The following is a 16,234-nucleotide window of genomic DNA, read 5'->3' on the forward strand; positions in this document are numbered from 1 at the left end:
CTTATTCTCGAGAAAGTGCATCGACCGGATTCAAACGGGCTGCATTACGTGCCGGGATAAAGCCGAACACGATACCGATCAGACTTGAGCAGACAAAGGCCGCGACAATCGATGTGGTTGAGTATGCCATCTGGAAGGTTCCTCCAGCAAAATGCGTAATCAGCTGACCGATACCGAGTGACAGCAATACGCCTAAGATACCGCCCAGAATACAAACCAGAACAGCTTCAATCAGGAATTGCTGCAGAATGTCGCTTTGGCGCGCACCGACTGCCATCCGTACCCCGATTTCTTGCGTACGTTCAGTCACCGAAACCAGCATAATGTTCATCACACCAATACCACCGACCACTAGGGAAATGACGGCGATAGCCGAAACCAGAAGCGTCATGGTCTGAGTGGTTTCTTGAATGGTTTCACGAATACTGTCGGAGTTTTGCGTAAACACATCTTGAGCACCATGGCGTTGTACCAATAGGCTTAAAATGGCATTTTCCGCAGCCGCACTTGGATATTCATCTTTAATACGCACAATGATACTGCGTACATTGGATTGTCCCAGCATACGGCTCATGACGGTTGAATAAGGCAAATACACATTCAGGCTGTCTGAGTTGCCCATCATGCTTTTTTGTTCTTCAATGACTCCAATCACCCGACTCGGTACACTACCCAATAGAATGACTTGACCGACAGGATTGGTGCCATCCGCAAAGAAAGTGTTTTTGGTATTGCTATCAATCACCACATCCTGAGCTTGTTCGGTCACACTTTCTTTATCAAAGGGCTGACCTGACTCGAAGTTCATACCTTTGACATAGAAGAAGTCTTCACTGACACCGTTGACCGTGGTCGATGCTTCGATCTCTTTGAAGCGTCCGGTAACACTACTGTTGACCGATGGACTGACACCATCGACATAAGGTTGTTCCGATAGGGCAGTAGCATCATCAGGAATCAAGGTTTTCACTTGTGCAGTTCGGGAATTATCCCCAAAGCCCCGGCCTTGGAACACGGTAATGGTATTGGTCCCAAGACTGCTGATATTTTCCAGAATCTGCTTTTGTGAGCCATTACCGAGGGCAACGACTGAAACCACCGACGCGATCCCGATAATGATGCCGAGCATGGTCAGGAAGGTCCGCATCCGGTGTGCATTCATGGCCAATAAGGCCATACGGAAAGCTTCACCGAGACGGTCTACTGCAGAACGCCAGCTCGAGATTTTCTTTTGTTCATTTCGAACCAGATTTTCTTTCTCGAAACCATCATCAACTTCAGGCACATTCTGTTTGTCTGAAATGATATTCCCGTCTGAAATTTCGATAATGCGCGTGGCATTTTTAGCAACGTTATGATCATGGGTAACCAAAATAATGGTATGACCTTTGGCATTCAGTTCACGCAAAATGCGCATGACCTCAATACCACTGTTTTTGTCCAATGCCCCGGTGGGTTCATCGGCCAAAATCACATCACCACCATTCATTAAGGCACGAGCAATCGATACACGTTGTTGCTGACCACCAGACAGTTGGCTCGGACGGTTTTGGGTTTTGTCCCCCAGTCCTAGATCGGTCAGTAATTGCTTGGCACGAGCATTACGCTCGGTCGCATCGGCACCGGCATAAATTGCGGGTACTTCAACGTTGCCCGTAGCATTTAAATCACCCAATAAGTGATAGCGCTGGAAAATAAAGCCGAAATACTCACGACGCAATTGAGCTAATTCATCAGGCTCAAGCTCGCGGGTTTCACGTCCTTTAACTTTGTAGCTACCGTTGGTGGGTTTGTCCAAGCAACCTAAAATATTCATTAAGGTTGATTTACCTGAACCCGATTGACCTACGATTGCCACTAATTCACCGGGATAAATCTCAAGATTAATCCCTTTAAGAATCTGAACAGTGCTTTCACCGGCGGGGAATTCACGAGTCAGATTCTTAACCTCAAGTAGAGGTGTTTGATTTTGACTCATAATTACATTCTCATTGGGCCGCCAGCACCACCACGATTGCTGCGTTTAGCTGAATCATTTGAAGTATCTGAACCATCTGCAATCACCACTTTATCGCCTTGATTTAAGCCGCGGATGACTTGAGCTGTGACGCGGTTATTCAGACCAATTAATACAGGTTGAGGTTTTGCAGAACCATCTGCTTGTAATACACGAACCATCGATACAGTTGCTTTTCCTTGTTTAACCAAAGCTTTTTCTGCTTCAGTGAGTTCTAAGCGTTTAGGTCGATCCGTTTTATTTTCACCTTGTTTCGCATCAGCAGGAGCGGCAGCATTATTGGCTTGTGTTGTATCGCTATCGGAACTTTGTGCACGGCGCTGCGGACGGTTTGAGGTTTGCACCGCTGCGGCAGGAATAGTCAGCACATTTTTCGCTTCATCTAAAATGATGTAAACCTGAGCAGTCATATCAATACGTAATTTACCATCTTCATTCGGTACATCAAATAGGGCGTTGTAATACACCGCAGTACTTGATGATGAAGTCGATGTGCTGTTGGTTTCGGTATTGATCGAGTCCGGTGCAGGTTCAACTTGACGTAATGTTGCATAGTGTTTGGTTTCACTGTCACCTAAAGTGGTGAAGTAAACACTTTGACCTTCCTGAACTTTCATCACATCGGCTTCAGAAATTTCCGCTTTAATGGTCATGGTATCCAGCTGCGCCAGTTTCACAATCGTTGGTGCACTTTGATTGGCGTTTACAGTCTGACCTTCTTCAGTCACGATCGCTACAATGGTTCCGTCCATTGGCGCCACAATTTGGGTATAACCGAGATCTTCTTTCGCAGTGGCTAGAGTTAAACGTGACTGTTCGATCTGTGCATTAATCGCGGTGATATCTGCCTGAGCGGTCTTGTAGCTGGCTAATGCAGATTCTAGTTCTGAACGCGAGGTTGCATCTTGGGCATACATGGCTTGCTGACGCTTATATTCGGCTTCCACCTTAGCGAGGTTGGCCTGTTTCACGGCAAGCTGTGCCATCTGGTTTTTAATACTGGCTTCAGCAGTCTTTAAATCATTTTCCTGACGAACAGAGTCAATTCGGGCAATCAGTTGGCCTTGTTTGACCTGATCGCCAAGTTGCACATACATTTTTTTAACCTGACCCGAAACCTGGGCACCGACACTGACCATTTTGGTGGCTTCAAGTACACCAGTTGCCAGTACCGAATTTTCAATATCCCCTTGGGTCACTTCAGCTGTAATATATTGTGGCTGCTGCTCTTTTGGTTTTAGAAAATACCAGGCAGTGACTGCCACCAGGATGGCAATTACAATTGCCATAATGAGTTTCGTAGGTTTTATTTTTGGCATATGGGTTCAGATTCGGGTCGTAGGATAACAGTTGATTATAAAAGCGAAATTAGGATAAAACGTGAATTTTTTTTATTTAAAATGAGAATTATTTTCCACTGCCTAGTTTAAAAAAACATATAAGATAAAACCTGATTTTATATAAGGCATTCATTGAGCTACTCCTATTAAAATCATCTTTTTTAGATGAAATTTTATACGATTTAGCTATCTGAAAAATATTGATCATATGATTAATCAATTAAAACTTCATGGGAGTATAAAGTACGTCTTAGATAGACTACATGCAAAAACCTGGCCACTAAACTGCTGATAAAAATACGCCATAATGCTGCTCAATATCATGGAAGTTTTTAATGATATTTGTTGTAAAAATAATTGTGTACTAAAGCTAACCTCTTTTATTTTTAATCCAATTTTTCGAATGATGTGTTCTATTAAAATTTAAAAAATATATGTTTTACATATAGATTTAAGTAAATAAAGTTTGTGATACCTAATTCCATAGAAAAATATGGATTTATTCATTAAGAGAATATGCTTATTTAATGAGCGGAAAAATAATACGACTTTACTAAGAAAATTGATGAGGTTCATAGATGGAATGGAAGTTACAATATTGGAATTGAGGTGATTGATCATCAACATCGCTAGATTCTGGACTATATAAATGCTTTAGAGCAGGTCAAAAGTACCGGAGATCGCGATAAAATCCGGGAGGTTCTAGACGATTTAATTGACTATACCCAGTCACATTTCAGCTTTGAAGAAAACCTGCTGGAACAGGTGAGTTATCAATATTTGACTTCACATCGCGGTATACATGAATTATTTGTCAAAAAATTAAATGATTATCGCCTGAAGTTTGAGCAAGGTTAGTCCATTGAAAAAGATTTGTATTGTCTTCTGTCCAAATGGCTCACCAACCATATTCAGCACGATGATCAGGATTATGTCGAAGCAGTACGGGACAATATGTTGAGTTATCTGCGAACACAGAAAAAGAAAAAAGGCAAAGGCTGGTTCGCGCGTTTCTTTAGTTAGGCACTCGAGGATGCAAACAAGCTTTGACCGCACATTTCAGCAATGGCCTGCAAGATCAGATGTTCAGGGTTCTCTCTGGACATCCCTTTAATTGCAGCGTCGATCCGGATCAAAAGCTGAGGCCAGCTTAAAAAGCGCTGTGGACTTAAACGACGCAAGGCTTGCTGATATAAGCTCACTTTAGTCTTCCAGATACCGATTTGTAAGGCATTTTGTGGCTGTTCAAATAATTGCATCAATAGACGCATTTCTTTGCTGATACTCCACAAAATCAGGCTCATTGGCTCGCCTGATGCAATCAGATACTGGAAAATCTTAATTGATTGCGCCAGATTCCCATTTAATAAGGCATCACTCAGGTCATAGGTGCTGTAACGGGACTGATCCTGCAAACAGGCATATAGATGGTCAATCTGGATAATATCTACTTCAGCAAAAGTATCCGCCACTCGCATCAGGCTATTTTTGGCTGCCAGCAAATTGTGCTCATGATGCTGCTCTAACCATTGCCAGGCGTCATTGGCCAGCTTAATTCCTAGTTTTTCCGCTTCAATTCCGAGGATCTGTTGACGATCTTTTGGGTAGTTGGCCACTAGCGCTACATTTACGCCATTGGCATCAATGGTCTGGAAAAAGCTGGATTTCAGGCTGCTGGCATCCTGCTTCGGCATGACTACCAATAGCAGGTTGTCACTGTCCTGTTGCAGATAGTTTTTTAACAGTTTGAGACCACTGGCATCCGGTTTGATATTGCCATGCACTTCAATTGCCAGTTGGCTAGAAAATAATGACAGGCTGTTTAAAGCATTGAAGACATTTTTCCAGTCAGAGGCAGAGCTAATATCATAACGCTGGCGTTCAACTTCACGGCTTTGCCAGCTGCTACGAAAGGCATCTACCAAGTTCTGTTCCAGCAAAGGCTCCTGACCATGCAACACCCAGGCACCGCGAGCTTCATTGACACGTTTTAATGCCTGGAGGTAGTCAAGTTTCATTGGGTCGTCTTATTGGGCTGGTTGAGTCGAAGTTTCTGGTTTTGCCAATGGCAAACGATTCGATGAAATTTGACGGGCAATCTGCTGGGCCACATCATCAATCAGGACCTGATTTAAGAATTTTTGTTCCTGGTCATCCGTATTTACGGTTTCAATATCATATTGATAGGTACGGGTCGCGATTACTGTACGGGGTTCAGTCACCGGATTGCCTTGTGCATCTTCGATTCGGAAAGTGACATTCAAGCGTAATAAAGTTTCCACCAATTTACCATTCAATTCTAAACGGCGAGGGGTGTAATCTAGGACACGTAAGACATAAGCATCAGGTGCATTACTCAGCTGTACTCCAGCAGCACCTAAGTAAACGGCTAGTTTTTCCTGAAGATCTTCAGTATTGTCAGGCAGGGCCAGACTCATGACTGAGTAAGCTACAGGTGCGGAACTCGGATTGGTTCCTTTTAAATGAAAGCCACAGCCAACGAGGCCTGCACTTAGACCACAAGTTAAAACAATTGCTGCTAAACGTTTGCCTAAATGCATGAGTATCCTCTTTTTCCCTCAGGGAAATATTTGAAATCCTGAACCGAATTGTAAAGTCAAAGCCCGTTGGCTGGCAACGGGCTTTGTTTGGAATTGTGAAATCCTTTCCCTCATCCTAACCTTCTCCCAAAGGGTGAAGGAATTTCCCTCTCCTACAAGGAGATGGTTAGGGATAGGTTAATTTAATCCCTCCCGACCTCCCTTTGAAAAAGGGAGGAGACTTCATTTTTTTATTTGAAGTGGAAAGTCCCCCTTTTGTAAAGGGGGATTTAGGGGGATTAAATTAAACCACCAAGTTCACTAGCTTATTCGGTACCACAATTTCTTTCTTGGTTGGACCAGTCAGGAATTGTTGAACTTCAGGTAAAGCTTTCGCTTGCGCAAGAATGTCATCTTTAGATGCATCCACAGACACTTCAAGTTTGCCACGAAGTTTACCGTTGACCTGAACCACGATGGTTTGGGTATTACGAGTCAATGCAGATTCATCCACTTGTGGGAACTGCGCTTGAGTTAACTCGATTCCAAACTGAGCCAATAAAGTCTGACTTAAATGTGGTGCAAATGGCGCAAGTAAAATTAAAAGCGTAGTGATCGATTCACGTGCTACAGCAACGTCATTATCATCTTTCGCTTCAAACTTGTTGTTCGCATTTAACAGTTCCATCATTGCTGCAATCGCAGTGTTGAATGCGTGACGACGTTCGATGTCATCACCCACTTTCTGGATGGTTTCGTGAGTCTTACGGCGTAAGTCTTGCGCAGCTGTAGAAAGAGCGGCTTTATCGAATTCAGTCGCAGTATTACCTTTTTCAAGGAAACCTGTTGCCAAACGCCATACACGTTTCAGGAAGCGGTTTGCACCTTCAACACCGGCATCAGACCATTCAAGTGATTGATCAGGTGGTGCAGCAAACATCATGAACACACGTGCAGTATCTGCGCCGTATTGGTCAATAATCGCTTGCGGGTCGATCCCGTTGTTTTTCGATTTCGACATCTTCTCTTGACCGCCAACGACAACGTCTTGACCATCTTCTTTGTATTTCGCAGAAGTGATACGACCTTTTTCGTCTTTTTCAAGTTCGATGTCGGCAGGGTTAAACCAGGTTTTCTTGCCTGATTCAGATTCGCGGTAATAAGTATCCGCAAGCACCATACCTTGAGTGAGCAAGTTGGTGAACGGCTCGTTACCTTGTACCACGCCTTCGTCACGCATCAATTTGTGGAAGAAACGTGCATATAACAAGTGCAGAATTGCGTGTTCAACACCACCAATGTATTGGTTTACTGGAAGCCAGGTTTGACCTGCTTCAGGTTTTACCATGCCATCAGTAAAGTCTGGAGATGCATAACGTGCATAGTACCAAGAAGATTCTACGAATGTGTCTAGCGTATCTGTTTCACGACGCGCATCGCCACCACAACATGGGCACTTAGTTTCATAAAACTCAGGCATTTTGTTCAGTGGGTTACCTGAACCATCTGGAACCACGTCAGTTGGCAGTACAACAGGAAGCTGGTCTTCAGGCACTGGAACTTGACCACACGTGTCACAGTTGATCATTGGAATTGGACAACCCCAATAACGTTGACGAGAAACACCCCAGTCACGTAAACGGAATTGAACTTTCACGTTGGCAAGACCTTGTGGTTCTAGTTTTGCCAAGAAAGCATCAAATGCGCCTTGGAAATCTAAACCATCAAATTCACCTGAATTAACCAGTTTACCTTCTTTAGAACCGTACCATTCTTGCCATTGTTTTGCATCAAACTCGCTATCATCAGCACCTTTGGCATCAATCACTTGCTTGATGGTTAAGCCATATTTATTGGCAAATTCGAAGTCACGTTCATCGTGTGAAGGCACCGCCATCACCGCACCTGAACCATAAGACATCAATACATAGTTTGCAATCCAAACAGGAACTTCTTCACCTGTTACAGGGTGCTTTACAGAAAGACCTGTTGCCATGCCTTTCTTCTCGGCAGTCGCTAGATCCGCTTCTGCCACAGAACCCATACGGCATTCTTCAATGAATGCTTGAAGCTCAGGATTATTTTCTGCTGCTTTCAATGCCATTGGATGTTCTGCTGCAACTGCAACATAAGTTACACCCATTAAAGTGTCAGCACGTGTGGTGAATACTGTTAAACCATCTGCATAGATGTCTGGATTCGCTGAAGGGAAGGTAATGTCCATCCCTTGTGAGCGACCAATCCAGTTACGTTGCATGGTCAAGACTTGTTGTGGCCAACCGTCTTTGAGTGTGTCTAAGTCATCCAATAATTCTTGCGCATAGTCAGTAATGCGGAAGTAGTACATTGGGATATCACGTTTTTCAACCAATGCACCTGAACGCCAGCCGCGACCATTTTCAACCTGTTCATTGGCAAGAACGGTCTGGTCTACTGGGTCCCAGTTGACTGTAGAAAGTTTACGGTAGATCAGGCCTTTTTTATAAAGCTGAACGAATAGCCATTGTTCCCAGCGATAGTATTCTGGTGTGCAGGTTGCGAATTCACGATCCCAATCTACAGACAGGCCAAGTTTCTTCAACTGATTACGCATGTAATCAATATTTTCGAACGTCCATTTTGCAGGAGCGACCTGGTGTGCAATAGCAGCGTTTTCTGCAGGAAGACCGAAAGCATCCCAGCCCATTGGTTGTAATACAGTTTCACCTTTTAAACGGTGGAAACGACTGATTACATCACCAATAGTATAGTTACGCACATGACCCATATGCAGTTTGCCACTTGGGTAAGGGAACATCGAGAGGATATAACGACGTGGACCTTCTATAGTGTCGGCAACTTTAAAGGCTTTGCGAGATTCCCAGTCCTGTTGGACTTGAGGCTCAATCGCACTGGCTTGGTATTCTGAGTCAATGTGAGTAGTCATATACGTAATACAAGAGAACGGTTAAAAAATTATGAGGCACAGCATAGCGCAAAATGCACTTATAGTGAATTTTGCGGATGGGATTCTGCAGGAAAAATCTAAATTGACAGACGAGTATGATTAGAAAGCTACACGCTCAGACTGACCACGTTGTAAAGCTTCATTGGCTTCACGCTGTTGCTGCTCATTTTCAGAAACGACAGGCACAGGTGCAGATGAATTTGAGTTACCCGTTTCGGTCTGGTTCTCATTTTCGGTTGTTCTTGATGGTGTAGGCGCGGAATTGGTCCAGCCATAGGTTTCTACTTTGCTTTTGTGCTTGGCATTTTTAGGAGGCGGGGTTTTAGTGTAGTGAGTCACGCCTTTGGCATCTACCCATTTATAATATTCAATCGCTAAAGCAGAGCTGCTCGCTACACCTAAAACAAGCGTAGTAGCAAAATTTAATGCGGTCAGGAAAGATCTTTTCATCAGTAAAAGTCCTGAAAATTTCAAGCGGTTAAATAGAGTTTTTATTGTAGAGAGTTTTTTGCCATAAGATGATTTTTAATTCAATTAATTTTGTGATCAGTAGTGGTTTTATGTTTCAAGCTAATGCTAAAAAAGAGTAATTTTATATAAAAAGAAATTTATTTATAAACAGTTGCATTGAATTTCTTAAAAATTCATTCAATTTTTTTATATAAGACATATTAAAAATTTATAAAATTAAAGTTTTAAGTATATGAAATTTATTGATTTAAATTAAAATTTTAAAGCTAAAAACCACAGTTAAAGTCGAAATTGTCTGTAAAAGCAGCAAATTTTAGACGTATAAACAATAATAGCCTGTTTTTTAAACTTGACTTTACAGACTGAAAACACAAGAATGCTGCAGTAGTTTTATATGCCTTAGATCGATCACCCTTCGAACAAGTGTCATTTCATGCAGTGGGCGATTTCTCTAGCCGAGAAATTGAACAAAGCTAAGCAAAATATGTTTATCCCAACATGTTTTAGGTCTTGTATTGCTCGAACAGTAAAGAGACCAGATTTTTTTTCCTATTGCTATGAAAACTATGAAATTTATGTGCTATAACAGTGCAGACAGTTAATGAATGAACACTGCAAATGCCTCCCATTTGTGCAGTGAATAATATTAGGGTGAATCACGTTGGAACTTTTATCTGGTGGTGAAATGCTCGTTCGCGCATTAGCGGATGAAGGCGTTGAACATGTTTTTGGATATCCAGGCGGCGCAGTTCTACATATCTACGACGCGCTATTTCAACAAGACAAAATTAATCATTACCTCGTACGTCACGAACAGGCTGCCGGCCATATGGCAGATGCATACTCGCGCGTAACAGGTAAAACTGGTGTCGTGCTTGTGACATCAGGTCCGGGCGCAACCAATACCGTAACTCCAATTGCAACAGCTTATATGGATTCCATTCCAATGGTGATCCTGTCTGGTCAGGTTGCAAGCCATTTGATCGGTGAGGATGCGTTCCAAGAAACTGATATGGTCGGTATTTCTCGCCCAATCGTTAAGCACAGCTTCCAGGTTCGCCATGCCAGCGAAATTCCGGCAATTATCAAAAAAGCATTCTATATCGCTGCTTCTGGTCGTCCAGGTCCGGTGGTTGTTGATATTCCTAAAGATGCAACTAACCCGGCAGAGAAATTTGCTTACGAATATCCTGAAAAAGTGAAGATGCGTTCGTATCAGCCACCATACCGTGGTCATTCAGGTCAAATCCGTAAAGCGATTGATGAACTGATTCATGCGAAACGCCCAGTGATTTACTCAGGCGGCGGCGTGGTTCAGGGCAATGCTTCAGCACAATTAACTGAGCTTGCGCATCTATTGGGTTACCCGGTTACCAATACCCTGATGGGCCTTGGTGCATTCCCGGGCGATGATCCACAGTTCATCGGCATGTTGGGTATGCACGGTACTTACGAAGCCAACATGACCATGCACAATGCAGACGTGATTCTGTGTGTAGGCGCGCGTTTCGATGACCGTGTAACCAATAACCCTGCGAAATTCTGCCCGAATGCCAAAGTCATTCACATTGACATCGATCCGGCGACCATTTCTAAAACCATCATGGCGCACATTCCAATCGTGGGTGCAGTAGAACCTGTGCTGAACGAAATGCTGAACCAGTTGAAGCAAATGAATGTGTCCAAGCCAAATCCTGAAGCGATTGCGGCATGGTGGAAACAGATTGATGAATGGCGTCAGGTTCATGGCTTGAAGTTCGATGTACCGACTGATGGTTCGATGAAGCCTCAGCAAGTGGTTCGTGCTCTAGACAAAGTCACCAATGGCGAAGCGATCATTACCTCTGACGTTGGTCAGCATCAGATGTTCGGTGCATTGCATTATCGCTACAAGCGTCCTCGTCAATGGATCAACTCTGGTGGTCTAGGTACCATGGGTGTGGGTCTGCCATATGCAATGGCGGCTAAGCTTGCATTCCCAGATCAGCAAGTGGTTTGTATTACTGGTGAAGCGTCTATTCAGATGTGTATCCAGGAACTTTCTACCTGTAAGCAATATGGCTTGAACGTTAAAATTCTATGCCTGAACAACCGTGCCCTGGGTATGGTGAAACAGTGGCAAGACATGAACTACGAAGGCCGTCACTCTAGCTCTTATGTAGAGTCTTTACCTGACTTTGCAAAATTGATGGAAGCTTATGGTCATGTAGGTATTCAGATTGACCATGCAGACGAGCTTGAGTCTAAGCTTGAAGAAGCGATGGCGATCAATGACAAGTGCGTATTTATTAACGTAATGGTTGACCGTACAGAACACGTATATCCAATGCTGGTTGCGGGTCAATCGATGCAGGATATGTGGTTAGCAAAAGGGGAGCGCACGAAATGAGACATATTATCTCTGTACTCGTAGAAAACGAAGCAGGCGCGCTTTCTCGCTTGGTAGGTTTATTCTCACAACGCGGCTACAACATTGAAACATTGAACGTTGCGCCAACTGAAGACCCAACACTTTCACGTCTGACTTTGACGACTTATGGTGATGATCACAAGATCGAACAGATCACTAAGCAGCTGAACAAGCTGGTAGAAGTGGTTAAAGTGGTGGATCTGTCTGAAGGTGCGCATATTGAACGTGAATTGATGTTGATCAAAGTGAAAGCTTTAGGCGCAACCCGTGATGAAATCAAACGTACGACCGATATTTTCCGTGGTCAGGTGGTTGACGTAACGCCAACAACTTACACGATTCAAATCGCGGGTACGACTGAGAAAATCGACGGTTTTATTGATGCATTAGCAGAAAACACGATTCTGGAAGTGGTGCGTTCAGGCGTATCAGGTATCGCACGCGGCGAAAAAGTACTAACCATCTAAATTTTCTAAATTATTTCCTCATTCTAATAAGAAGGGGGCTTCAGGCAATGTGATCAAGGATCATTGCCTGATGAAACGGACACACAAGCATTTAAGCGGAGACAGCAATGCAAATTTTTTACGATAAAGACTGCGACTTATCTATTATCCAATCTAAGAAAGTAGCAATCATTGGTTACGGTTCACAAGGTCACGCACACGCGCTTAACCTTAAAGATTCTGGCGTTGACGTAACTGTTGGTCTACGCGCGAATTCTACTTCTTGGAAAAAAGCTGAAAACGCTGGTCTTAAAGTTGCTGAAGTTCCTGCTGCTGTAGCTCAAGCTGACGTAGTAATGATCTTGACTCCAGATGAGTTCCAAGCTCAACTTTACCGCGACGTGATCGAGCCAAACATCAAAGAAGGCGCGACTCTTGCATTCGCTCACGGTTTCTCTGTTCTTTATAACCAAGTTGTTCCACGTAAAGACCTAGACGTAATCATGGTTGCGCCTAAAGCTCCTGGCCATACTGTACGTTCTGAATACCAACGTGGTTCAGGTGTTCCTGACTTAATCGCGATCCACCAAGATGCTTCTGGTAATGCTCGTAATGTTGCGCTTTCTTACGCTTCAGGTGTAGGTGGCGGCCGTACTGGTATCATCGAAACTTCTTTCCGTGAAGAAACTGAAACTGACCTGTTCGGTGAGCAAGCGGTTCTTTGTGGTGGTGCTGTTGAACTGGTTAAAATGGGCTTCGAAACTCTGGTTGAAGCTGGTTATGCGCCTGAAATGGCGTACTTCGAATGTCTACACGAACTTAAATTGATCGTTGACTTGATGTTCGAAGGCGGTATCGCGGACATGAACTACTCAGTATCTAACAATGCTGAATACGGCGAATACGTAACTGGCGTTGAAGTAATCAACGAACAGTCTCGTGAAGCAATGCGTAATGCGCTTAAACGTATTCAATCTGGTGAATATGCGAAGATGTTCATCCAAGAAGGTGCGTTGAACTACCCATCTATGACTGCTCGCCGTCGTCAAAACGCTGCTCACGGTATCGAACAAACTGGTGCTAAACTGCGTGCGATGATGCCTTGGATCCAAGCAAACAAAATTGTTGATAAAGAAAAGAACTAAGTTCTAATTTCTGAGTCACAAAGCCCTTGTTTTATAACAGGGGCTTTTTTATATCTTGTAAAAATGACTAACATCATTGGTTAAAATTGTGTGCCTCAAAGAAAGGAAAGCAGTGGTTTTCATTCCTTGCGCTTCATTCAAAGCAATGCTTTGCTTCCTTGCACTTCGTACAAAACAGTGTTTTGTACTCGTTCATACCTTGGATTCAAGCAAACAAAATCATAGATAAAGAGAAAAACTAATTTCTTGAATCATTTGATTTGAATGCGAAAACCCACTCACTAGAGTGGGTTTTTTATATAGTCAAATAATAATTTAAATAAATATAAAAAGATAAGATGAAAGATCGAACTGAATTTTTAATATGGAAAATCATATCTATGCTTGGACTGAAGTGGGAGTAGGTGATTAAGAGCTTGAGCAATGTGGAGTCGAATTTAAAAATACCGAAACTTTATAGCAACAAATCCAAACGATTATTTATCGTGATGTATTGGGGATTTAGCTGGTTTTCATTAAGTTTATTGTTAGCTGTCTTAATTCCAATTTTATGTTTATTGTTTGGAGTAGCTTTGTTGCCTGACTGGGAATTTGAGGATAAAAGGTGATCTCAAAAAATAAATCATATCCCAAAATGGCAATTATTTTATAAGTTGAATCCATCGGCATGAATCAGGTATTTAATCGGTTATTAGTTGAGCAGAAGTATAGTAAAGAAATTGAAAAGGCAGATAGAACAGGCGTAAAGCATCAGCAAGTTTAATAATGTAAGAAATATTCAGCTCCCATAAATCAATTCATAAAACAGTCACACCTTAATTTCATACTTGATCAAAAGTATGGATAGTTATATCTCTTTAACTTTTAAATGCTTTGAAATAACCAAATTTTGAGTAAGAGCAAGGCAAGAAGCGGCTTCCAGATACATTTTCACCAAAGTCTTGGGCGCTATAACTGCACTATACTCGAAGCACATTCGATCCTTCTCAGGTTTTGTTAAAGGCTAGATAATTATTCTCAAAGAATGAATTGAATGTGGTAATTCAGACTTATTTCACTGAATACCAGTATAAATAAATTATCTATTAACAGTTCAGGGATAGGTCGGATTGAAAGCTTAGAAAATATAGTGCAGGAGGCGATGGCCAGCGGTGGAGCAATGATCGCTAATGATCATGGATGTACTTGTTTACAGCTGCAACATGATCGGAAAAGTTGGCTGAGTAGGTTGGGATAGTAGTAAGAATTCATCTGTTAGATGTTTGAATTAGGCGATTTATAACGATTACAGAAGGATGCAGGTATTAAGAAACTAAAAAAGGTGAATAGCGATTATCTCATGCGTCAATTTGAACAAGCTCTATTTTTCAGTCGTACAAAACCTGAAATGCAGGGCATAAAACAATAAGAGCTCTACAATGAAATTTCAGAATGCAAAATTAAAGTTTTTAGAAATTGATTTAAAAGGCTGTATTTATCTTAATCATTTTTCACATTCAGAACGCATTGCGGCTTTTTTTAAAATCATTAGCCGGTTGGGCAATGGCGTATTCTGGTATTTGATGCTCATTGCCGTCTGGCTGATTCAGGGTCTGATGTATACCTTACAGATTGTTTATCTGGTGTTTGGCAGTATGGTTGGGACCCTGATTTATAAACTCTTAAAAACCAAAACAGTACGGCCACGTCCTTACCAGGTGCATCAGGTGATTCGGCTTTGTGAGCATCCGCTGGACCATTTTAGTTTTCCTTCGGGACATACCTTGCATGCGGTGATGGTCACAATCGTACTGGGTTATATCGTACCTTTCTTGCTGTTTTTAATGTTGCCATTTGCCATTCTGGTGGCGATCTCTCGAATGGTTTTAGGCTTGCATTATCCGAGTGATGTGGCGGTAGGAGCCATATTGGGCGCACTGGTAGCCACCATGATTGTATTTACGGCACCTTTTTTTAATATCATGTTGTAAAAAATTACGAGATGATCTGGCAAAGGCTCGCAGAAATTTGCAGATTTGCTAAAGTACTACATCACAGTAAATAGGCTTAGGAATAGACATGGGTTTACGTTGGACTGATACCCTCGATATCGCGATTGAATTGTATGAAGCGCATCCAGACGTGGATCCGCAATGGGTTCGCTTTACTGACCTGCATGCCTGGGTATGTGCACTTCCTGATTTTGAAGATGATCCAACCAAATCAACCGAAGGGCTTCTGGAAGCCATTCAAATGGCATGGATTGACGAAGCACGTTAATTGCCAATTGAAAAAAGCAATTTTTTTACAGTTTAAAGGCAGAAAAAAGTCCATTATTCGGTATAATGCGGCAAATTTTCATGTCAACAATTGACTTAAGGAGCCAATCATGGCTATTGAACGTACATTATCTATCGTAAAACCAGACGCAGTTGCTAAAAACCACATCGGTGACATCTTTGCTCGTTTCGAAAAAGCAGGTCTTAAAATCGTTGCGACTAAAATGAAACACCTGACTCAAGCTGAAGCTGAAGGCTTCTACGCTGAACACAAAGAACGTGGTTTCTTCGGTGACCTAGTTGCATTCATGACTTCTGGTCCAGTTGTTGTTTCAGTTCTTGAAGGCGAAAACGCTGTTCTTGCTCACCGTGACATCCTTGGCGCGACTAACCCTAAAGAAGCTGCTCCTGGTACAATCCGTGCAGACTTCGCTGTAAGCATCGACGAAAACGCTGCTCACGGTTCTGACTCTGTAGCATCTGCTGACCGCGAAATTAACTACTTCTTCGCGCAAACTGAGATTGCTCCACGTACTCGTTAATACGCAGTATTCAAACCAGATAAGTGTTATTATACTTATCTGGTTTTTTTATTCTCTGAATAATTCTTTGCTCAGATATTGAGCTTCTCCTTTCATCTTTAGACATGGTTTAGGTATA

The 16,234-nt window shown here is 42.5% G+C and carries 12 protein-coding genes and 1 pseudogene; 7 read left to right on the forward strand and 6 right to left on the reverse strand.

Going from position 1 to position 16,234, the window contains the following annotated elements:
* Nucleotide 1 precedes the first annotated feature (1 nt).
* A complete protein-coding gene (locus RJ01_RS02060; protein ID WP_034169902.1) occupies nt 2-1,978 on the reverse strand; it encodes a MacB family efflux pump subunit in 1,977 nt (658 codons plus the stop codon).
* 2 nt (nt 1,979-1,980) lie between these two features.
* Nucleotides 1,981-3,336, reverse strand: a complete 1,356-nt coding sequence (locus tag RJ01_RS02065) for a MacA family efflux pump subunit (protein WP_034169903.1) — start codon at nt 3,334-3,336, stop codon at nt 1,981-1,983.
* 654 nt (nt 3,337-3,990) lie between these two features.
* On the opposite strand from RJ01_RS02065, the pseudogene RJ01_RS02070 reads away from it, so the two are divergent.
* A pseudogene (locus RJ01_RS02070) lies at nt 3,991-4,380 on the forward strand (bacteriohemerythrin).
* On the opposite strand, the gene holA reads toward RJ01_RS02070, so the two are convergent.
* The 4 genes from holA to RJ01_RS02090 form a co-directional block, all read right to left on the reverse strand.
* Complete coding sequence (gene holA / locus RJ01_RS02075; RefSeq protein ID WP_034169904.1) at nt 4,377-5,375, reverse strand: DNA polymerase III subunit delta; 999 nt, start codon at nt 5,373-5,375, stop codon at nt 4,377-4,379. The pseudogene RJ01_RS02070 and the gene holA sit on opposite strands and share 4 nt — an antisense overlap.
* 9 nt (nt 5,376-5,384) lie before the next feature.
* Nucleotides 5,385-5,918: a hypothetical protein gene (locus RJ01_RS02080; RefSeq protein ID WP_004782084.1), complete on the reverse strand. Its 534-nt coding sequence runs from the start codon at nt 5,916-5,918 to the stop codon at nt 5,385-5,387.
* 283 nt (nt 5,919-6,201) lie between these two features.
* Entirely contained in the window at nt 6,202-8,823 is a 2,622-nt protein-coding gene (gene leuS / locus RJ01_RS02085) for a leucine--tRNA ligase (protein WP_034169905.1), read from the reverse strand.
* Nucleotides 8,824-8,943: 120 nt separating this feature from the next.
* Nucleotides 8,944-9,294, reverse strand: coding sequence for a DUF4124 domain-containing protein (locus RJ01_RS02090; RefSeq protein WP_005232144.1), 351 nt, complete (start codon nt 9,292-9,294; stop codon nt 8,944-8,946).
* A gap of 682 nt (nt 9,295-9,976) precedes the next feature.
* Here RJ01_RS02090 and RJ01_RS02095 point away from each other — a divergent pair.
* The 6 genes from RJ01_RS02095 to ndk all read left to right on the forward strand — a co-directional run bounded on the left by RJ01_RS02095 (nt 9,977) and on the right by ndk (nt 16,116).
* Nucleotides 9,977-11,704, forward strand: a complete 1,728-nt coding sequence (locus tag RJ01_RS02095) for an acetolactate synthase 3 large subunit (RefSeq protein WP_034169906.1) — start codon at nt 9,977-9,979, stop codon at nt 11,702-11,704.
* Entirely contained in the window at nt 11,701-12,192 is a 492-nt protein-coding gene (gene ilvN, locus RJ01_RS02100; RefSeq protein ID WP_004782091.1) for an acetolactate synthase small subunit, read from the forward strand. The genes RJ01_RS02095 and ilvN overlap by 4 nt, the downstream gene beginning before the upstream one ends.
* A 107-nt stretch (nt 12,193-12,299) precedes the next feature.
* Complete coding sequence (gene ilvC / locus RJ01_RS02105) at nt 12,300-13,316, forward strand: ketol-acid reductoisomerase (RefSeq protein ID WP_005232140.1); 1,017 nt, start codon at nt 12,300-12,302, stop codon at nt 13,314-13,316.
* Nucleotides 13,317-14,734: 1,418 nt separating this feature from the next.
* Complete coding sequence (locus RJ01_RS02110) at nt 14,735-15,286, forward strand: phosphatase PAP2 family protein (RefSeq protein ID WP_004782094.1); 552 nt, start codon at nt 14,735-14,737, stop codon at nt 15,284-15,286.
* An 88-nt stretch (nt 15,287-15,374) separates the two neighbouring features.
* Nucleotides 15,375-15,575: a Fe-S cluster assembly protein IscX gene (iscX, locus tag RJ01_RS02115; RefSeq protein ID WP_005232138.1), complete on the forward strand. Its 201-nt coding sequence runs from the start codon at nt 15,375-15,377 to the stop codon at nt 15,573-15,575.
* A gap of 109 nt (nt 15,576-15,684) precedes the next feature.
* A complete protein-coding gene (ndk, locus tag RJ01_RS02120) occupies nt 15,685-16,116 on the forward strand; it encodes a nucleoside-diphosphate kinase (RefSeq protein WP_004782097.1) in 432 nt (143 codons plus the stop codon).
* Nucleotides 16,117-16,234 lie beyond the last annotated feature (118 nt).

The organism is Acinetobacter sp. YZS-X1-1, from assembly GCF_000804305.1.
Classification (GTDB): Bacteria; Pseudomonadota; Gammaproteobacteria; order Pseudomonadales; family Moraxellaceae; genus Acinetobacter; species Acinetobacter variabilis.

Excerpts from the sequence above, each read along its gene's own strand:
- RJ01_RS02060 (WP_034169902.1), bottom strand. The coding sequence starts at position 1,978 with ATGAGTCAAAATCAAACACCTCTACTTGAGGTTAAGAATCTGACTCGT.
- RJ01_RS02065 (WP_034169903.1), bottom strand. The coding sequence starts at position 3,336 with ATGCCAAAAATAAAACCTACGAAACTCATTATGGCAATTGTAATTGCC.
- holA (WP_034169904.1), bottom strand. The coding sequence starts at position 5,375 with ATGAAACTTGACTACCTCCAGGCATTAAAACGTGTCAATGAAGCTCGC.
- RJ01_RS02080 (WP_004782084.1), bottom strand. The coding sequence starts at position 5,918 with ATGCATTTAGGCAAACGTTTAGCAGCAATTGTTTTAACTTGTGGTCTA.
- leuS (WP_034169905.1), bottom strand. The coding sequence starts at position 8,823 with ATGACTACTCACATTGACTCAGAATACCAAGCCAGTGCGATTGAGCCT.
- RJ01_RS02090 (WP_005232144.1), bottom strand. The coding sequence starts at position 9,294 with ATGAAAAGATCTTTCCTGACCGCATTAAATTTTGCTACTACGCTTGTT.
- ilvN (WP_004782091.1), top strand. The coding sequence starts at position 11,701 with ATGAGACATATTATCTCTGTACTCGTAGAAAACGAAGCAGGCGCGCTT.
- ilvC (WP_005232140.1), top strand. The coding sequence starts at position 12,300 with ATGCAAATTTTTTACGATAAAGACTGCGACTTATCTATTATCCAATCT.
- RJ01_RS02110 (WP_004782094.1), top strand. The coding sequence starts at position 14,735 with ATGAAATTTCAGAATGCAAAATTAAAGTTTTTAGAAATTGATTTAAAA.
- iscX (WP_005232138.1), top strand. The coding sequence starts at position 15,375 with ATGGGTTTACGTTGGACTGATACCCTCGATATCGCGATTGAATTGTAT.
- ndk (WP_004782097.1), top strand. The coding sequence starts at position 15,685 with ATGGCTATTGAACGTACATTATCTATCGTAAAACCAGACGCAGTTGCT.